The organism is Microbacterium altimontanum, from assembly GCF_058349865.2.
Map to the genome: position 1 here is coordinate 304581 of NZ_JBYRJB020000004.1, position 16911 is coordinate 321491.

At 70.0% G+C, this 16911-nt stretch carries 19 protein-coding genes, 1 tRNA gene and 1 other RNA gene; 12 read left to right on the plus strand and 9 right to left on the minus strand.

Going from position 1 to position 16911, the window contains the following annotated elements:
- Positions 1-54: 54 nt before the first annotated feature.
- From AC3RX1_RS08885 to AC3RX1_RS08910, 6 genes are all read left to right on the plus strand, one after another.
- Positions 55-1035, plus strand: a complete 981-nt coding sequence (locus AC3RX1_RS08885; protein ID WP_491500870.1) for a hypothetical protein — start codon at positions 55-57, stop codon at positions 1033-1035.
- A 67-nt stretch (positions 1036-1102) separates the two neighbouring features.
- Entirely contained in the window at positions 1103-1396 is a 294-nt protein-coding gene (locus tag AC3RX1_RS08890; protein WP_491500871.1) for a hypothetical protein, read from the plus strand.
- Positions 1397-1418: 22 nt separating this feature from the next.
- Positions 1419-1586 carry a DUF7620 family protein gene (locus tag AC3RX1_RS08895; protein ID WP_491500872.1) on the plus strand — a complete coding sequence of 56 codons (168 nt, stop codon included), beginning with the start codon at positions 1419-1421 and terminating at the stop codon, positions 1584-1586.
- A complete protein-coding gene (locus AC3RX1_RS08900; RefSeq protein ID WP_491500873.1) occupies positions 1583-1957 on the plus strand; it encodes a putative phage holin in 375 nt (124 codons plus the stop codon). Before AC3RX1_RS08895 ends, AC3RX1_RS08900 begins: the two co-directional genes overlap by 4 nt.
- Positions 1954-2394: a holin gene (locus tag AC3RX1_RS08905; protein ID WP_491500874.1), complete on the plus strand. Its 441-nt coding sequence runs from the start codon at positions 1954-1956 to the stop codon at positions 2392-2394. Before AC3RX1_RS08900 ends, AC3RX1_RS08905 begins: the two co-directional genes overlap by 4 nt.
- Positions 2395-2600: 206 nt before the next feature.
- On the plus strand, positions 2601-3209 hold the full coding sequence (locus tag AC3RX1_RS08910; RefSeq protein ID WP_491500875.1) for a hypothetical protein: 609 nt from the start codon (positions 2601-2603) through the stop codon (positions 3207-3209).
- A 96-nt stretch (positions 3210-3305) separates the two neighbouring features.
- Here the strand turns inward: AC3RX1_RS08910 and AC3RX1_RS08915 are convergent, their stop codons facing one another.
- The 6 genes from AC3RX1_RS08915 to AC3RX1_RS08940 form a co-directional block, all read right to left on the minus strand.
- Positions 3306-3584, minus strand: coding sequence for a hypothetical protein (locus tag AC3RX1_RS08915; RefSeq protein WP_491500876.1), 279 nt, complete (start codon positions 3582-3584; stop codon positions 3306-3308).
- Positions 3585-3594: 10 nt separating this feature from the next.
- Positions 3595-3768 carry a hypothetical protein gene (locus tag AC3RX1_RS08920; RefSeq protein WP_491500877.1) on the minus strand — a complete coding sequence of 58 codons (174 nt, stop codon included), beginning with the start codon at positions 3766-3768 and terminating at the stop codon, positions 3595-3597.
- Positions 3769-3786: 18 nt separating this feature from the next.
- Positions 3787-4449 carry a DUF2510 domain-containing protein gene (locus AC3RX1_RS08925; protein ID WP_491500878.1) on the minus strand — a complete coding sequence of 221 codons (663 nt, stop codon included), beginning with the start codon at positions 4447-4449 and terminating at the stop codon, positions 3787-3789.
- A 41-nt stretch (positions 4450-4490) separates the two neighbouring features.
- Positions 4491-4563 (minus strand) — tRNA-Val (locus AC3RX1_RS08930).
- Between the two features lies 1 nt (position 4564).
- A complete protein-coding gene (locus AC3RX1_RS08935) occupies positions 4565-5407 on the minus strand; it encodes a tyrosine-type recombinase/integrase (RefSeq protein ID WP_491500879.1) in 843 nt (280 codons plus the stop codon).
- Positions 5408-5514: 107 nt separating this feature from the next.
- Positions 5515-5760 (minus strand): hypothetical protein, encoded by a 246-nt coding sequence (locus AC3RX1_RS08940; RefSeq protein ID WP_491500880.1) that lies wholly within the window; start codon positions 5758-5760, stop codon positions 5515-5517.
- A 128-nt stretch (positions 5761-5888) separates the two neighbouring features.
- Here AC3RX1_RS08940 and AC3RX1_RS08945 point away from each other — a divergent pair, with 128 nt between their 5' ends.
- Both AC3RX1_RS08945 and AC3RX1_RS08950 read left to right on the plus strand, forming a co-directional pair.
- The gene (locus AC3RX1_RS08945; protein ID WP_491500881.1) at positions 5889-6623 is read left to right on the plus strand and encodes a zinc ribbon domain-containing protein; all 735 of its coding nucleotides are present in this window, start codon (positions 5889-5891) and stop codon (positions 6621-6623) included.
- A gap of 28 nt (positions 6624-6651) precedes the next feature.
- A complete protein-coding gene (locus AC3RX1_RS08950; protein WP_491500882.1) occupies positions 6652-8379 on the plus strand; it encodes a bifunctional 3'-5' exonuclease/DNA polymerase in 1728 nt (575 codons plus the stop codon).
- Between the two features lie 9 nt (positions 8380-8388).
- On the opposite strand, the gene AC3RX1_RS08955 is transcribed toward AC3RX1_RS08950, so the two are convergent.
- Together AC3RX1_RS08955 and AC3RX1_RS08960 are read right to left on the minus strand one after the other, a co-directional pair.
- A complete protein-coding gene (locus tag AC3RX1_RS08955; protein WP_491500883.1) occupies positions 8389-10161 on the minus strand; it encodes a DUF4012 domain-containing protein in 1773 nt (590 codons plus the stop codon).
- On the minus strand, positions 10158-10814 hold the full coding sequence (locus AC3RX1_RS08960; protein WP_491500884.1) for an LPXTG cell wall anchor domain-containing protein: 657 nt from the start codon (positions 10812-10814) through the stop codon (positions 10158-10160). The genes AC3RX1_RS08955 and AC3RX1_RS08960 overlap by 4 nt, the downstream gene beginning before the upstream one ends.
- 154 nt (positions 10815-10968) lie before the next feature.
- Here AC3RX1_RS08960 and rnpB point away from each other — a divergent pair.
- An RNA gene (gene rnpB / locus AC3RX1_RS08965) (RNase P RNA component class A) lies at positions 10969-11335 on the plus strand.
- A 26-nt stretch (positions 11336-11361) separates the two neighbouring features.
- Here rnpB and ppgK read toward each other — a convergent pair.
- Positions 11362-12123: a polyphosphate--glucose phosphotransferase gene (ppgK, locus tag AC3RX1_RS08970; protein WP_491500885.1), complete on the minus strand. Its 762-nt coding sequence runs from the start codon at positions 12121-12123 to the stop codon at positions 11362-11364.
- Between the two features lie 134 nt (positions 12124-12257).
- Between ppgK and AC3RX1_RS08975 the strand changes: the two genes are divergently transcribed.
- Genes AC3RX1_RS08975 through AC3RX1_RS08985 form a run of 3 tightly spaced genes read left to right on the plus strand, consistent with a single transcriptional unit; the run spans position 12258 to position 16866 of the window.
- Complete coding sequence (locus tag AC3RX1_RS08975) at positions 12258-12482, plus strand: SPOR domain-containing protein (protein WP_491500886.1); 225 nt, start codon at positions 12258-12260, stop codon at positions 12480-12482.
- A gap of 37 nt (positions 12483-12519) precedes the next feature.
- Positions 12520-13857: a type I glutamate--ammonia ligase gene (gene glnA / locus AC3RX1_RS08980; protein WP_491500887.1), complete on the plus strand. Its 1338-nt coding sequence runs from the start codon at positions 12520-12522 to the stop codon at positions 13855-13857.
- A 9-nt stretch (positions 13858-13866) separates the two neighbouring features.
- Positions 13867-16866 carry a bifunctional [glutamine synthetase] adenylyltransferase/[glutamine synthetase]-adenylyl-L-tyrosine phosphorylase gene (locus tag AC3RX1_RS08985; protein WP_491500888.1) on the plus strand — a complete coding sequence of 1000 codons (3000 nt, stop codon included), beginning with the start codon at positions 13867-13869 and terminating at the stop codon, positions 16864-16866.
- Positions 16867-16911 lie beyond the last annotated feature (45 nt).

Consider the following 16911-nt stretch of genomic DNA (forward strand, 5'->3'; position numbering starts at 1 on the left):
CTGCCGCTCCCGGCCCCGCCTCTGGTGGGGCCTTTCGCATGAGAGGACCCCGACATGCCGCGATACCCGAACGGCAGAATCCCACGGTCGGCGCTGGTCGAGCTCGACAGCGGACCACTGCACCTGACCAGCCCCAAGGGCGCGGCCATGTGGTATTCACTGCGCCGCAACGTGCAACGCGACTACGGCGTGACGCTCCGGATCACCCCGGGGAAGAACGCCTACCGGGACATGGCCGGTCAGACGTTCGCTCGGAAGAACGCCTGTGCGGCGGGCAACTGCAACTCCGCCGCCGTGGAGGGCACATCCAGTCACGGCGGCACATGGAAGGACGACGTCTACACGAACGGTGTCGAGGTCGACGCGATGGCGTTCGACGTCGACAACTGGCGTGACCTCGCACCAGCACCTACCGGCAACGACGCAGTGGACGCGAAGAACGAAGCGCTCGCCGTCGCCCGGTTCTTCAAGGAGGCCCGCGCGGTCGGGTTCCTGTGCGACGGCATCCGGGTCGCCGTCGCCGGCCACCGAGAGGTGTGGCACATCATCGTGCTCGTCCCGTGGGGTCCGGTCCCCGCATCCCTGAACTCACATCCCATCTCCGAGGAGGATGACGTGAACCTGGTATTCATTCCCGTCAAGCGGAAGACCCCGCAGACGTTCGACGCGACCGACCGGTACGTGTACCTGGACGATTCGCCGCACGTGTCGGTCATCAACGGGCCGGTCAAGGCCGCCTGGGGGGCACTGTACGTGTCCGTCGAGACGGTGAAGCCCACAGGCGGTGACCCTGCGGTCGTGCAGCTGCGCGCCGTCGTGGACACGATCGACGCGAAGGGCAAGCTCGTGTCGTCCGCCAGCCTCGGCTCGGTGGAGATCCTCGGCACGAAGGGACAGTCGATGCAGTTCGTGACCGTCCCGCCGGTGGCTCTCGCGAAGGGGCAGCACCTGCGCTTCAAGGCGATCGCGAACGACGGGTCGCTGGTGAAGCTCAAGGTGGGCAACTTCCGCGGCGCGATCATCCCAGTCGGCTGAGGGTCGCGTGAGCCGCGCCGACCTCCTGCAGCGTGACGTACGGGCCCATGAGGGGGAGTGATCTCTGATGCCTGAGCTTCCCGGTCTCTGGTCCCTCTCCCCGCTCGCGGCGTTGGTCGGCGCGGTCATCACCATGTACCTACTGATCGCGTCGGGCCGTCTCATCCCGCGCTCCTCACATGAGCGCGAGCTCGCGTCTGAGCGACGACGAGCCGACGAATGGAAGGCCACCGCGGACACCTGGCAGAAGGTCGCTGCCGAGCTACGCGCGCAGAACAGCGCACTCATCGAGGGAGCCCGAACCTCGTCTCACTTCTTCTCGGCGGTCACACCGAAGGAGTCGCGTGATGTGGACACGTAGACGAACCTCAACGCCCGAAGACGTGGGCGAAGCGCAGGCGCTCAGGGAGCACGCCAAGGACGAGATGCGGGCGCTGAAGGCGCAGGCACCGTACATCGACCGGCTCGTCGACGTGCTCGTCGAACGCCGCAAGATGAACCACTTCGGTGACGAGCTCACCGTGACATGGATTCCGAGAGGCGGTGCATGATGTCGAGCCTCATCTACGACCTCGGCGACCTCGTCATGGCGGTTGCGATGGTCGGTGCCCTCGTGTTCGCGTTCTCGTACGCGGCGTTCTTCCAGTGGAGGAAGACCGCCGCCGGTCGTTCGCTGATGTACTTCGTCGCCGCGCTCGTGCTGTGGGCCGGCCTCTCGACGTTCACGCGGTTCGTTGGCGACTACCCGCTTCGGGAGTACATCCGCATCGTCGTCTACCTGATCATCGTCGCCGCGACGTGGCGCATGGTCTGGACGCTGTGGACGTCGTGGCGGCATACGCCTCAGAAGATCAAGCCTCGCGCGACGAAGGATCACCCCGTCGACGAGGACACCAAAGACCCCCGGAAGGGAACATCATGAACACCATCACCACCACCGTCTGGTGGAAGAACGCCGCGCTCCGCGCCCTGTACACGGCGATCGCGGTCGCCATCCCGTACCTCGGCGGTGCGCTGCTCACCGACGTGCCCTGGCTGACCATCGGGTCCGCCGCGGCGCTCGGGTTCGTCGCGTCCCTGGCGACGTCGCTCGCCGGCATCCCCGAGGCCGTCGGGGTGAACCTGCCCTGGTGGCTGGCCGCCGTCGAGCGGGTCGTGAAGACTTTCGCTCAGGCACTGCTCGCCGGGTTCGTCGGTGCGACGCTCCTGACCGATGTGCCATGGTCGACGGTGCTGCAGGCGGCCGCCCTGTCCGCGCTCGTGTCGCTGCTCCGGCTGATTCTCGCCACCCTGCCGAAGGACCCCACCGTCCCGGACGACCCTGAGCCGCTTGCGCGGCCGTTCGGCTCCACGAACTGAGCCCGCCATGGTGACGCGTGCTCTCCAACATGACCGGTACACGTACTCCACCGGCGGAGGACGGCAGCATCGTCTGGATGCCCGAGCTCATCTACACCGGCTGACCCGCAAGACCCATCAAGACCGCCTCGAGCGGCATCCCTACACCGGGGGTGTCCGCCCGGGGCGGTCTTTCGCGTTCGTCCGCTGGCCGATAACGTCAGCGCATGGAAGTGGTCATCAACTGCCCACAGCACGGCATACAGAAGGTGCCGTTCAACGGCATTCTCGTGCCCCCGGGATCGACCGTCACCATGGAGCACAACCGGATGACATGTCCCGAGTGTCAGCGGCTCGTCCCGATCATCAACGGCCAGTACATCCCGCTCGCTGATGGCAGCACGGACGTGCGAATCCGCATAGGCGGCGCGCAAGCGCGACTCCTCGGGGCAAGCTTGAAGTGGGCGAATCAGGAGCTCGCATCCCGCCAGCCGGATGAGCAGCACGTCGTGAAGGTGCTGGAGGCGACGCTCAGCCAGAACGTCCCAGAAGCGAAGCCTTGGCTCGAAGCGTTCCGCAGTCAGACGAGCGTCGCGTTGGGCACGTGGATCATGGTTCTCATGTCAGTGATCACCCTCTTGCTCACGGTCTCACAGAACCATCCGTCTGGGATCAGCGGTGACGACCTGGAACGGATTCTGCACGAGACCGTGAGCTCCGTTCAGCCTGAGCAAGAGCACCCAAAGCACGAAGCGACCACAGGATCATCCCTACACCAGCAAGGCCCAGAAGAACCGCCCACGGCGACGGCAATCCCATCGCCCAAGACACGTTGAAGCACGCGACGATCAGCACCCCGAGCCAGTAAGCGGCCTGCTTCATGACGCAAGGTTAACACCGTGACCCACCACAGCGGGAGAGGACCACAGGACTCAGAACCCGGTGGTGCCGTGCACGTGGCCGCGTCGCGACTGCCCGAGCCCAACCCACGCCTCTGCATCGGGGAACGCCTCGAGGATCGCCGCACACAGGCGATGCGTCTCGGGTGAGTCGAAGTACCCGACCCACGTGCCGACCGACTCGTGCAGCACGTCGACGCGGCCGCCGGCGGCGTCGCGCAGCTGGTCGATCACGGGCGCCGGGTCAGTGGTGTACTTCCCGCGCGCGCAGATCGCGTCGAGCTGCACGGTGAGGGCGACGTCGGGATGCATGCGGTGGATGCTACCCGCGCCGGCCGACGTGCAGGTCGGTGATTGCCCCGTCGTCGCCTGGCATCTTCACCTGCTCGGCGGGGATCACGACGACGTCGCAGCGTCGGCACACGAGACCACCGTCACCGTCGACCAGGATGGTGTCGCAGTCGGGGCAAGTGAACGGTCCGGGAAGGTCATACATGGGCGGCTTCCAACGTTGTCAGCGGTGCGATCGGTTCACAGCATCCGCGAACTTGACCGCCGCCGGGTAATCCTTCGCTTGCCCCTCGAGGACGATGACCCCGTCCGGGGTGCCGATCGTGACGTAGCTCTTAGACGTGTTCTTGCGGGCGACGGCGCCGACGACCAGACCGACCGGGCCGGCGATGATCGCGCCAGCACCCATCCGGGTCAGCGTGGAGCGTTGACTCGGGGCTCCGAGGGTCGCTTCCGCTGTCGCTTCGGTGAGGTCTGTCTTCTGGAAGTTGTGGGTGAGCTGCCCGCCCTTCACGAACGCGCCCCCGAAGATCGCAAACGGGTTCTCAGCGTTGTGCTGCTTCTCTTCCGCCCTGCGGGCCGCGGCGGCTTCCCTCTTCTCGGCGCGGGCCTGGTCGGCGACGGCCTTCGCCGCGGATCGGGCGGCGTCACGCTCCGCCTGCGCTGCCGCCTTCGCTGCACGGGCCGTCGCACGTTCCGCGTCGCGGCGATCGCGTTCCGCGTCCTTCGCCGCCGCAGCGAGCTCGTCGATGGACCGCAGCGGGTCAACGGACTGTGTCCCGTCGTCGGCGACGTGATCGGTCCACAGGGTCCCGTCCCAGTAGCGGTACTGGTGGACCCCGGACGGGTCAGGGAACCACGCAGCGGCGGTAGTCGTGTCGCTCATGCGGCGAACTCTAGTCCCCGACACATCACTGCCGCCAGAGGTGGCCGGTGCGCGGCTCGAACGCGCGACCCCATCGGTGTAAACGATGTGCTCTGCCATCTGAGCTAACCGGCCTTCAGGCAGCGAGCCTACCCGACCGGTCGGGCACCGGTCGTGCCGGGAGGGCGAGGATCCCGGCGCGGCGTTGATGGTCGGACACGCGCGTGTAGACCTGGGTGGTGGAGAGGTTCGCGTGGCCGAGGAGCTCCTGCACGACGCGCACGTCGACGCCGTGCTCGAGCAGGTGGGTGGCGTACGAGTGGCGGAGGGAGTGGGCGGTGAGCTTCGGGTCGGTGATCCCGGCGCGTAGCTTGGCCTTGTGCACGAGCTCCGTCACCGAGGAGGGCTTCACGTGCCCGGGTGCGTCTCGCCGTGCGGGGAACCAGTACCCGCGGGGCATGGCGTCGGCGAGGTCGCGGATGACGGTGTGGAGGGGGAGGACGAGGTTGAGCGATCCCTTCCCGATGGTGGTGAGTGTCCCGGCGAGCAGGTCGATGTCGTCACCGCGGACGGCGGCGATCTGGGAGACCCGCAGGCCCTGGTAGTAGCCGAGGAGGATCATGGCCCGGGTTCGCCGGTAGGCGCCGCTGGCCAGGAGCGCGTCGATCTGTTCGACGCTGAACGGCCTGGGCAGGTCGCGTGGCACGCGGACGGAGTCGATGCGGTCGGTGGGGTTGTCGGGGCGGTAGCCGTCGAGCACGAGGAAGGCGTAGAACGCGCGCAGGCAGTTGAGGTTCGTGCGGCGGCTGGCTGCGCTGATCCCGGGCCGGCCGATGAAGGCGCGCAGCTGGTGGGTGGTGGCGGTGAGCGGGTCGGTGCCGAGTTGCCGGAGGATGCTGGCCCGGTTGCGAATGGTGGTCGCGGCGAGGCCTTTGCCGCGCTGGTAGGTGTCGAATGCGGTGAGAGCGTCATCGGTCATATCACCACCATGGGAACGGGCGGGGGAGGACTCACCTGTGACCAGGCACAGACTTCCGCGCGTGGTCCTGCTCGGCGCGTTCATGACGTCGTCGCCCGCATCGCCGATCACGCGGGCAGCGACTCACCCGGAAGGGTGAGAGGGTGCAGGCTCGAATGCGTCGGGCAGGCTGTGTCAGTGCACTCGCTCGTGCACGCGCCGAAGCATGCGAAGCAGATCTGCAGCTCACCGTCGTAGTCGTACTCGAGGCCGCTGCCGCCGCAGGACGCGCACCAGTGGTGCCCCTCAGGGAGCTCCTCGGGCGGGTCGCCGGCGATGAAACGGTTCGGTCCGGTTTGGATGATGGTCGCCATGGTCAGATCGCCTTCCGGTTAGAGTTGTCGAGAGCCTGCAGGCTCGGGGCCTGGTGGATGCTGGTGACGGGTGCCAACCTCCCGGATTCCACCGTGGATGTCGTCGGTTCGATCCCGGCAGGGCCCACGTGAACGCACAGCCCGCGCAGCAGCGCCGTCTTCTCGACCTCGCAGACCTCGACGGACGCATCCGCAAGGCCACGCATGATCGGGACAATCCGGCGCAGGCGGCGCGCGTGCGCGAGCTGCTCGCCCAGCGACAGGAGCTCACCCGCGAGCTGACCGTGCGGCAGGGCGTCCGCGACGACCTGAAGACCGAGCTGAGTCGCATCGAGTCCGACGTCGCCGTCGTCGACGCGCGGCGTGAGCGGGATGAGCAGCGCCTCGCCGCAGCGACGAACCCGAAGGATGCGCAGGGGCTGGAGAGCGAGCTCGCCTCGCTCGCGCGCCGCAAGAGCGATCTGGAGGACGCCGAGCTCGTCCTGATGGAGCGGCTCGAGGAGGCCGAATCGGCCGTCGCGGAGCAGGAGCGCGTGCTCGCCGAGGTCAACGCCGAAGGCGGCCGGCTGAGTGCCGAGGCCAAGTCGGCGCTTGCCGACGCGACGTCGCGGCTCGAGGGCGCGACCCGCGACCGCGCCGCCGTCGCCGCCGACATCCCGGGCGACCTGCTGGCGATGTACGACAGGCTCGTGCAGCGCGGTGGGGTCGGTGCGGCGCAGCTGACCCGTCAGATGTGCGAGGGCTGCCGGATGATGCTGTCCGGCACCGATCTGCACGAGGTGCGTCAGGCCGACGCATCCGCCGTGGTGACGTGCCCGCAGTGCGGATGCATCCTCGTGCGCACCGAGGAATCCGGGCTGTGACGCACCGCGGCGTCGACGCGTTTTCCTCGTGAGCGCCTCCGACGCCGCATCCATCGTCCTCGGCACGGACCGAGCCGGGACCGTCATCGTCGTCCTCGACGCGGCGCACGGTGAACTGGCGCGGGAGCAGGCGCCGGAGGCGGAGCTCCCATCCCGTGTGGAGGAGCTGCGGGCGACGCATCCCCGCGCCCGCTGGGTGTGGTCCGACGCGGTGCGCTGGTATCCGCCGCTCCTCGCCGCCGGCGTGCGGATCCCGCGCTGCCGCGATCTGCGCCTCTGCCACGCGATTCTGCGCAGCAGCGCACTCGTCGGCGTCGACGATCCCATCCGCCGGCCGTCGCCGTGGGACAGCGCACCCGCGACGGAGGAGAGGGACGCGCCCGCGCTGTTCGCGCTGAGCGACGAGCAGGCGCCGGCCGGGCCGCCCGATGATGTGGACGCGGCGCTGCGCGAGTGGGAGCGGCAGCGGACGGCGGTCGCCGCATCCGCCGACCCCCGCCGGCTCGAGCTGCTGTGTGCGGCGGAGTCGGCCGGCGCGCTGATCGCCGCCGAGATGCGCGCCGCGGGGCTGCCGTGGGATGTCGCGGAGCACGAGCGTCTCCTCGAGGAGGTCCTGGGTCGGCGTCCCGCGGCCGGCGGGCTCCCCGAGCGCATGGCGGTCCTCGCGTCACAGGTGCGCGGGCTGCTGGGCGACGCGCAGGCGAGTCTCGACTCCCCGCCCAAGCTGTTGCGGAGTCTGCATCGGGTCGGGGTGCAGGCGCGCTCCACATCGAAGTGGGAGCTGGCGCAGTACGAGCATCCCGTCATCGCGCCGCTGCTCGAGTACAAGCGACTGAATCGGCTGCTCACCGCCAACGGGTGGGCGTGGCTGGCGGAGTGGGTGGACGACGCCCGGTTCCGGCCGCTGTACGTTCCCGCGGGGGTCGTGACAGGCCGCTGGGCCTCGTCGGGCGGCGGCGCGCTGCAGATCCCACGGCGACTGCGGCGCGCGGTGCGTGCGGACCCCGGGTGGATGTTCGTCGTCGCGGATGTCGCCCAGCTGGAGCCGCGTGTCCTCGCCGGCATGTCGGGCGATCTCGGCCTCGCGCAGACGGCGCGCGGCGCCGACCTCTACAGCGGCATCGTGGCCAGTGGAGCGGTCGCCACCCGGGCCGAGGCGAAGGTCGCCATGCTGGGCGCGATGTACGGGGCGACGACCGGCGAGAGCGGTCGGCTCGTGCCGCGTCTGCGGCGTGCGTACCCCCGTGCCATGGCCCTCGTCGACGACGCGGCGACGACGGGCGAGCGCGGGGGAGTCGTCACGACGTGGCTGGGGCGCTCCTGCCCGCCGGTGACGACCGCCTGGCGCCTGGCCCAGGAGCGGGCGGCGGGCGAGACGGGATCGCCGGCCGAGCGCGATCGGGCGCGGCGCTCCGCGGGCGACCGCGGCCGGTTCACCCGCAACTTCGTCGTGCAGGGCACGGCAGCCGAGTGGGCGCTCGCATGGCTCGGCGAGGTGCGCACGCGCCTCGACGCCCTCGATCCCGTGCCCCCCGACGAATCCGCGCCGCGGTCAGGTCCGGCATTCGCCGCGCGACCGCATCTGGCGTTCTTCCTGCACGACGAGCTCATCGTGCACACCCCCGAGTGCCACGCCGACGCCGCCGCGCAGATCGTGCGCGAGGCGGCGGCGTCCGCCGGCCGGCTGCTGTTCGGCACGTTCCCGATCGACTTCCCCCTCGATCTGAAGGTGACGCCGACCGCCGACAAGGAATGAGCGGATGCGTCAGCCGCAGCGCAGCACAGTCGTGGCGACTGCGGGGTCGGTGAGCATCGGAGTGTGCACGATCTGGACGGGACCGCCGCGCGACGTGACGAAACGGAAGGTGAGCGTCTTGGTGTCGCCGGGGCGAAGAGTGACGTGCGCGATGCTGCTGGGATGGCCTTCCGCGTCGGCGGCGACCGCGCTCGTGCCGCGATCGTCCAGTACGACGGAGTCGACGAAGGCTCCGGGTGGCGCGGCCACGGTCACGTTCATGCCGATGTCTCCCGGGGGGATGCCCCAGTGGCCCCCGCCGTTCATGCTGAACGGCCATGAGGCGGCCTTCGCGGGAGCGGTGCTCGTCAGCGTGACCGAGACGGCGACGGTCGTCTTGCCGTCGGCACGGCAGGTCCCCGTCGCCGACGAGATCGTCGTCGTCATGAAACTGGCCATCTTCGCACCGGTGTTGTCGTTGAAGTACACGCCGAACGCGTTGTCCCCGGCGAGCCTCTGCCTGACCAGCGGGCCGCCGAGCGGACCTCGGGCGATGGCCGCCTGGGCGCGCGCGTCGGCGCTCCACACCGAGACCCGTCCGTCCTGAACCGGTTGTGCGAGAGCCCGCGCCCAGTCCACCGGCGTCAATCCCTGCGTGAACAGGCGGCCGAAGATCGCCGTCGTCGCCTGTGCGAAGAATGCTGACTGCTGCGGCTGCGTCATGGTCATGTACGGCACGACGAGCAGGCGTTCGTGGAGGTTCCCCGCGCTCAGCGTGGATCCGTCTGCGAGCTTCACCGGTCCGGTCACGGCGAGGAGCGATTGCAGCACGACGGGGTCGATCGAGATCACCGCATCGGGTCGTGCCCCGCCGTCGGCCTCCCACCACGATGTGGCGAGCCGGCTGGTGAGAGCGAAGTCCGTGGGGATCGAGGCGTTCTGCACGAACCGCCCGGTGACGTCGCCGTACAGCTTGTCGAGGTCCCGGGAGATGGGGATGATGGGCGCGTCACGGTGCCGGAAATGCGAGGAGTCGGTCATCCGCTGCATCGTCATCCTGCCCTCGTCGGCCCGCAGCTGCACGAACGTTCCGGTGATGCCGCCGCCCGTGCGTAGCTCCGCCGGGTTCTGGATCATCAGGAGCAGGGTGCGGGGCTGCTCCGAGCCGAGGATCTCGGGAAGAGCCTGGGCCGATGTCGCAAGCGGACGCAGCACCGCGTCGGCTTCCGCTGCCACCGTGCGCACCTTTGTGAGTCCGTCGGAGACCTGGGGAACGAGCCCCACCGCGGAGACCCGGTCGAGCCGCACCACGAGTCCGTGCAGCTCGGCGGCGGCACGATCGATCGGGCCCCCGGCCGCCACAGCCGCCGCCAACGGTGCTCCGAGCGGGTCCGGCGACTCGGAGAGGGCGGTCGATGCGGCCATGATGGGCGCGACGACCTGGGTGCTCAGGGTGTCGACACCCTCTGCCACCAGGCGCACCGCTGCGAGGTTCGCGCCGAGCACCGGCAGCGATTCGGCCGTGCGCCAGAGCGGGTCTCCGGACAGCTCAGCGGCCCGATGGGCGTGGACCGCGAGCTCTCGATTCGCCGAGCCCACCTCGTCGAGATCGCGGGCGGCGAGCGCCGTCGTCATCCGCGTTGTGAGCGACTGGATGGCCTCGACCTCATTCTTCACGAGCAGCGCGCGCACTCCGACCCATGCCACCGCGGCGAGCAGGACGCAGACCGCGAAGACGAGTCCGAGCACGTACCACCGCACGCGGCGCCGCCGAGGCGGAGCGCCGACATCCGCGATGGTCAACTGCGACGCATCCGTCGGCGTGCCACGAGCAGACCCGCGCCGGCGAGCAGGACGATCCCTCCGCCGATCGCGATCGGGACCACGGGCACGTTCAGGCCCGTCACGGGCAGGATCGCCGCCGACGACACCGCCATCGGGTTCGCGCATCCCGATGTGACGGCGGGATAGCTCACCGGCACGACGATCGACGGGTTCACGTCGATCGTGGCGGTGATGTTCCCGCGCGTCCACGCGAAGTTGCCCGACGTCTGCGTCAGTGACCCGTTCCTGGTCTCCCATCCGGGCCAGGTCGCGGGATGGCCGGCCGAGTCGACGCTGGCACCCGGCCAGAGCACACTGCCGGAGAGCCTGCCGTTCACGAGCGTGCCGAGATCGATCGTCGTGGAGTGCGTCCCGTCGGACATGATCAGCGTAGCGGCGTTGCTCGTCGACTCGTGGTCGGGGTCGGTGAGCACGATGTTGAAGTGGATCCACGGTGAGTCGCCGCGGCACTCGGCGCCGGCCGTGGTGCCGGTGAGCGACGGCTGCGCGGGAGTGCGCGGCGTGTAGTTCGACCCGTCGGGCGCCGCCGTGTCGTCGGCGATCGCGGTCGATGCACCGCCGAGCGTCAGAAGCGCGGCGACAGCCAGAGCCGTCATGGTCTTGCGAAACATCACTGCCTCCCCAGTAAGGCATTCAGCCGACCATCCCCATGGTCGGGTGCGCCCTCCCCAGTCGGGGCGCAGGGGAAGCATATCGCACAACCTCCGCGCTGACGAGAGGTGCAGAGCGTGTGCTCACGGGGAGCCGCTAGGCTCGATGGGCGAATGGGTCGGCTGGATGGCCGCGTCGCGGCGGGTCCGCCCGTCGCGCCGAGGAACGTCCGGGCTCCACAGGGCAGGGCGGTGGCCAACAGCCACCCGGAGTGATCCGCGAGACAGTGCCACAGAGAGCAGACCGCCGGGCTCGTCCCGGTAAGGGTGAAAGGGCGGTGTAAGAGACCACCGGGGTCGCGGTGACGCGGCCCGCACGGCAAACCTCGCCCGGAGCAAGGTCAGACAGGGGATGGTGACGCGGCCCGCCGAGTCCCCGGGTAGACCGCTGGAGCGGCACGGCAACGTGTCGCCGAGAGAGATGGCCATCCACGGGGCTTCACGCCCCCGGACAGAACCCGGCGTACAGGCCGACCCATTCGCCCCTTCTCGAGCTCGCGCCGCCGGGTCAGTCGGCGGCGAGCGCGGCGGCGCCGATGATGCCCGCGTTGTTGCGGTGCACGGCGGGCACGATCTGGGTGCGCAGATCCAGCAGCGGCAGGAACTCGTCGGCGTGCTTCGACACGCCGCCGCCCACGACGAACAGGTCGGGGCTGAACAGGAACTCGAGGTAGCTGTAGTACCACTGCAGGCGCTTCGACCACTTCGCCCAGCTCAGGTTCTCGCGCTCCATTGCGGAGTACGCCGTCCATGCCTCGGCGTCGCGCTTGTGCTGCGCGCGCTGGAGATGTCCGAGCTCCGTGTTCGGGATGAGCGTCCCGTTGTAGATCATGGCGGTCCCGATGCCGGTGCCGAGCGTGGTCAGCATCACCAGCCCGTCCTTGCCGCGGGCGGCGCCGAAGCGCACCTCGGCGATCCCGGCGACGTCCGCGTCGTTCGCGAAGTGGATGTCGCGGCCCAGGCCGTCCTCGAAGAACTTCTCCGCATCGAACCCGATCCAGTCGTGCGACACGTTGGCGGCCGACAGGGTCTTGCCGTTCTTGACGATCGCGGGGAAGGCGACGCCGAGCGGCATGGGGTCGTCGCTCACCTCGAGCGTGGCGAGGACCTCCTTCACGGCGGCGAGCACGTCGGCGGGCTTCGCCCCGTCGGGCGTCGCCACCTTGATCCGGTCGCTGATGAGCTCGCCCTTGTCGAGATCGACGATTCCGCCCTTGATCCCGGTGCCGCCGATGTCCACTCCGACCGCACGCGTCGTCTTCGTTGCCATGCGATCAGCCTAGCCAAGCCGGGCATCCGCACCCGCCGCGTGTCATCCGCCCGCGATCAGTAGGATCGAGACACCGCCCGCATCCGCGGGCATCCCGGCGCGCGGCACGCCCGTGCAGAACCCGAGGAGTCACCATGGCCGACAACGACGACAAGTTCTGGTACAACCTCGTGACCGGCGAGGTGGAGCGCGGCATGCAGTCGCCCGCACCCGACCGCGCCGGCCCCTTCGACACCGCGGAGGAGGCGGCACGGGCGCCGGAGATCATGCAGGAGCGCTCCCGCCAGTGGGCCGAGGAGGAACGGCGCGAAGACGGCTGGAACGAGCCCGGCGCCGCCGAGAACAGCTTCGAAGGCTGATATCCGCGGCGCACCGCGCCGCCAGTGAGGGGAGAGCATGGACAAGCAGCGGGACTTCGTGCTGCGCACGATCGAAGAGCGCGGCGTGAAGTTCGTCCGCCTGTGGTTCACCGACGTGGTGGGCACGCTCAAATCCGTCGCGATCGCGCCCGCCGAGGTCGAAGGCGCCTTCACCGAGGGGCTGGGATTCGACGGCTCGGCGATCGAGGGGCTGACGCGGTCGTATGAGTCCGACCTGCTCGCGAATCCCGATCCGACGACGTTCCAGATCCTTCCCTGGCGCGGCGAGGTCGACCCGACCGCCCGGATGTTCTGCGACGTCACCACCCCGGACGGCCAGCCCGCCGTCGCCGACCCGCGGCACGTGCTCAAGCGCACGCTGGCGAAGGCGGCCGACTCGGGCTTCACGTTCTACACGCATCCCGAGATCGAGTTCTACCTCCTGAAGTCGTCGCAGCTCGGCCCCGACGGACCGGTGCCGGTCGACTCCGCCGGCTATTTCGACAACGTCCCCGGCGGAACGGCGCACGATTTCCGTCGCAGCTCGGTCCGCATGCTCGAGGATCTCGGCATCTCCGTCGAGTACAGCCACCACGAGGGCGGTCCGGGACAGAACGAGATCGACCTGCGGTACGCCGATGCCCTCACGACGGCCGACAACATCATGACGTTCCGCACCGTGGTCAAGGAGGTCGCGATCGAGCAGGGCGTGTACGCCACGTTCATGCCGAAGCCGCTCTCCGGCCAGCCCGGCAGCGGCATGCACACCCACATGTCGCTGTTCGAGGGCGACGTGAACGCGTTCTACGAGGAGGGCGCCCAGTACCAGCTGTCCCGCGTCGGCCGCCAGTTCATCGCCGGCCTCCTCCGCCATGCGAACGAGATCGCGGCCGTCACGAACCAGTTCGTCAACTCCTACAAGCGTCTGTGGGGCGGCGACGAGGCCCCCAGCTTCATCTGCTGGGGCCACAACAACCGCTCGGCGCTCGTGCGCGTGCCGATGTACAAGCCGAACAAGGGCCAGTCCTCCCGGGTCGAGTACCGCGCCCTCGACTCGGCGGCGAACCCGTATCTCGCGTATGCCCTCATGCTCGCCGCCGGCCTCAAGGGCATCGAGGAGGAGTACGAGCTTCCCCCCGAGGCGGAGGACAACGTCTGGTCGCTCAGCGCCGCGGAGCGGCGTGCGCTGGGCTTCGCCCCGCTGCCGTCGAGCCTCGAGCATGCCCTCGAGTACATGGAGGAGTCGGAGCTCGTCGCCGAGACGCTGGGAGAACAGGTCTTCAACTACGTGCTGCTGAACAAGCGGCGCGAGTGGGAGGAGTACCGGTCACAGGTGACCCCGTTCGAGCTGCAGCGCAACCTCGAGATGCTCTAGGAGCGCTCGATGGCAGCGGTGGATCGCGCGTCGGCCCTCTCCGTCCTCGCGCGGCTGGGATTCACCCGCCTGGCCGAGGCCGACGCCCGACTCGGCGATCTCGCCGACGCCACCGGGCTCGCCCGTGAGCCGCTGATGGCGGCGGCGGGCACCGCGGCCGATCCCGACGACGCCCTCGACGGCATGCTGCGCGTGGCCCGTCGCGACGCCGCCCCCGTGCGGGCGGTGATCGCCGACGAGCACGGCGCACGTGCGGCCTGGGCGCTCTTCGGCGCCTCCCGCGGCTTCGCGGACTTCTATCTGCGCCACCCGGCCGAGCTCGAGGATCTCCTGGCCCCTCGGCCGTCGCTGCCCGACCGGGTCGAGCTGAACGCCGAGCTGGCGGCATCCGTCGCCGCTGCCGATGGTTTCGCCGCGGATGGCTCGGAGGAGGCGTGGGTGGCCCTGCGCGTGCGCTACCGACGGCTGCTGGCGCGCATCGCGGTGTTCGATCTGCTCGCCGACGACCCGGTCGGCGTCGTCGACGACGTGTCGGCGGCCCTCGCGGACGCCGCGGGCGCGGCGCTGGAGGCATCGCTGTGCGTCGCGCGCACCCGCGTGGCGGCGGGCGGCGCCCTCGGCCTCTTCCCACGGGAGGATGTCGCCGACACCCGGCTCGCCGTGATCGGCATGGGCAAGTGCGGCGCCCGCGAACTGAACTACGTGAGCGACGTCGACGTGATCTTCGTCACCGGCGTCGCCGACGACGCCGTCGAGCGACTGTCCGAGGGTCGGGCGGTCGACATCGCGACGCGACTCGCCATCCAGACGATGCGCGGCATCTCGGGCATGGAGGTCGAACCGCCGCTGTGGGAGGTCGACGCGAATCTGCGGCCGGAAGGCAAGCAGGGTGCGCTCGTGCGCACTCTCGCATCGCACCTGTCGTACTACGACCGGTGGGCGCACAGCTGGGAGTTCCAGGCGCTGCTGAAAGCGCGGTCCGTCGCGGGGGACAGCGGTCTCGGGGACGAGTACGTCGCGGCGGTGCGCGCACGCGTCTGGGGGAGCGCCGCGCGCGCCGACTTCGTCGAGAACGTGCAGCGGATGCGGGAGCGGGTCACCGAGAACATCCCCGACGAGGAGGTGCCGTATCAGCTGAAGCTCGGTCCGGGCGGCATCCGCGACGTCGAGTTCACGGTGCAGCTGCTGCAACTCGTGCACGGTCTCACCGACCCGGCGATCCGGCAGCGGGGCACCCTCGAGGCGCTGGGCGCGCTCAGGGCGGAGGGGTACATCGGGCGAGCGGATGCGTCGGCCTTCGACCACGACTACCGGACCCTGAGGGTGCTCGAGCACGGCGTGCAGCTGCGCGGCCTCCGGCGCACCCATCTCATGCCGTCGCGTCCCGAAGAGCTCCGCGTGCTCGCCCGCGCCTCGCGGCTCGCCGAGAACGGCGACGCCGTCTGGCAGCTCTGGGAGCGCGTCAAGCGCGAGGTGCGCGACATCCACGTCCGCCTGTTCTACCGGCCGCTGCTGGCGGCCGTGGCAGGGCTGGACGAGGAGGAGCGGACCCTTTCGCCCGAGCAGGCGGGTGACCGCCTCGCCGCGATCGGGTTCGGCGACCCGGCCGGGGCACTGCGGCACATCGCCGCGCTGACGACCGGTCTCAGTCGCAAGGCCACGATCCAGCGGCATCTCATGCCCGTGATGATCCGCTGGTTTGCCGACGGCGTCGATCCGGACTACGGGCTTCTCGCCTTCCGGCGGATCAGCGAGCGGCTCGGCGACACACCATGGTTCCTGCGCATGCTGCGCGACTCGTCGGCCGCCGCCGAGAGCCTCACCCGGGTGCTCTCGGGGTCGCGGTACGTGGGCGAGCTGATGGAGTGGATCCCCGAGTCGGTGGCGTGGCTCGACGACGACGAGCGGCTCAGACCCCGCACCGCGGCGGCGCTCCAGCAGGAGGCGCGGGCCATCCAGACCCGGCACACGGCCACCGTGCCGGCCGTGCGTGCGGTGCGCGCGCTGCGGCGGCGCGAGCTGCTGCGCACCGCGATGGCGACAGTGCTCGGCGTCCTGACGCTCGAGGAGCTCGCACACGCGCTCACCACGATCACCGACGTCACGATCCAGGCGCTTCTGCGCGCCGTCGCCCGGGAGGTGCTCCCGGCGGAAGACGCATCCCTCCAGTTCGCGATCATCGGCATGGGGCGCTTCGGGGGAGCCGAGCTGGGCTTCGGCTCGGACGCCGATGTGCTGTTCGTCTACCGTGCGGAGGGGCTCGACCCGCAGCGGGCGCAGGACCTCGCGCGCGCCCTCGTCACGCAGCTGCGGCTGCACGCCGAAGACCACCGCGTGCCGCTGGAGCTCGACGCCGACCTGCGACCGGAGGGACGGAACGGCCCGCTGGTGCGCAGCCTCGACTCCTACCGCGAGTACTACCGGCGGTGGTCGGTGTCGTGGGAGGCGCAGGCGCTGCTGCGCGCACGACCCGTCGCAGGCGATCCCGACCTGCTCGCAGACTTCATGGCGCTGGCGGACGACGTCCGCTATCCCGCGGCAGTGCGCGACGCCGACCTGCGCGAGATCAAGCGGATCAAGGCGCGCGTCGAGAACGAGCGCCTGCCGCAGGGCGCGCCGCGCGAGCGGCACCTGAAGCTCGGGCCGGGGGGCCTCAGCGACGTGGAGTGGCTGGTGCAGCTGCTGCAGCTCGAACACGCGCACGTACGGGAGGCGCTGCGGACCACCTCGACGCTGCAGGCGCTCGACGCTGCGACCGAGGCAGGCCTCGTCCCCGCGCCGGCGGCGCAGCGGCTGGGCGAGGCGTGGCGCCTCGCCAGCAGGCTCCGTTCGGCGAACACGCTGCTCGGCGGGCAGACGAGCGACGTGCTTCCCGCCGATCGACGGCAGCTCGACGGCATCGGACGCCTCCTCGAGTTCCCGCCCCGCTCCGCCTCGGCGGTCGAGGAGGCGTGGATGCGGGCATCCCGCCGCGCCCGCCGGTCGTTCGAGAAGCTGTTCTACGGGTGAACGGGAAGGAGCCCCGCCCGTCGGCGAGGCTCCTTCCGGTGTATC

Excerpts from the sequence above, each read along its gene's own strand:
- AC3RX1_RS08885 (WP_491500870.1), top strand. The coding sequence starts at position 55 with ATGCCGCGATACCCGAACGGCAGAATCCCACGGTCGGCGCTGGTCGAG.
- AC3RX1_RS08890 (WP_491500871.1), top strand. The coding sequence starts at position 1,103 with ATGCCTGAGCTTCCCGGTCTCTGGTCCCTCTCCCCGCTCGCGGCGTTG.
- AC3RX1_RS08900 (WP_491500873.1), top strand. The coding sequence starts at position 1,583 with ATGATGTCGAGCCTCATCTACGACCTCGGCGACCTCGTCATGGCGGTT.
- AC3RX1_RS08905 (WP_491500874.1), top strand. The coding sequence starts at position 1,954 with ATGAACACCATCACCACCACCGTCTGGTGGAAGAACGCCGCGCTCCGC.
- AC3RX1_RS08910 (WP_491500875.1), top strand. The coding sequence starts at position 2,601 with ATGGAAGTGGTCATCAACTGCCCACAGCACGGCATACAGAAGGTGCCG.
- AC3RX1_RS08915 (WP_491500876.1), bottom strand. The coding sequence starts at position 3,584 with ATGCATCCCGACGTCGCCCTCACCGTGCAGCTCGACGCGATCTGCGCG.
- AC3RX1_RS08920 (WP_491500877.1), bottom strand. The coding sequence starts at position 3,768 with ATGTATGACCTTCCCGGACCGTTCACTTGCCCCGACTGCGACACCATC.
- AC3RX1_RS08925 (WP_491500878.1), bottom strand. The coding sequence starts at position 4,449 with ATGAGCGACACGACTACCGCCGCTGCGTGGTTCCCTGACCCGTCCGGG.
- AC3RX1_RS08935 (WP_491500879.1), bottom strand. The coding sequence starts at position 5,407 with ATGACCGATGACGCTCTCACCGCATTCGACACCTACCAGCGCGGCAAA.
- AC3RX1_RS08940 (WP_491500880.1), bottom strand. The coding sequence starts at position 5,760 with ATGGCGACCATCATCCAAACCGGACCGAACCGTTTCATCGCCGGCGAC.
- AC3RX1_RS08960 (WP_491500884.1), bottom strand. The coding sequence starts at position 10,814 with ATGTTTCGCAAGACCATGACGGCTCTGGCTGTCGCCGCGCTTCTGACG.
- ppgK (WP_491500885.1), bottom strand. The coding sequence starts at position 12,123 with ATGGCAACGAAGACGACGCGTGCGGTCGGAGTGGACATCGGCGGCACC.
- AC3RX1_RS08975 (WP_491500886.1), top strand. The coding sequence starts at position 12,258 with ATGGCCGACAACGACGACAAGTTCTGGTACAACCTCGTGACCGGCGAG.
- glnA (WP_491500887.1), top strand. The coding sequence starts at position 12,520 with ATGGACAAGCAGCGGGACTTCGTGCTGCGCACGATCGAAGAGCGCGGC.
- AC3RX1_RS08985 (WP_491500888.1), top strand. The coding sequence starts at position 13,867 with ATGGCAGCGGTGGATCGCGCGTCGGCCCTCTCCGTCCTCGCGCGGCTG.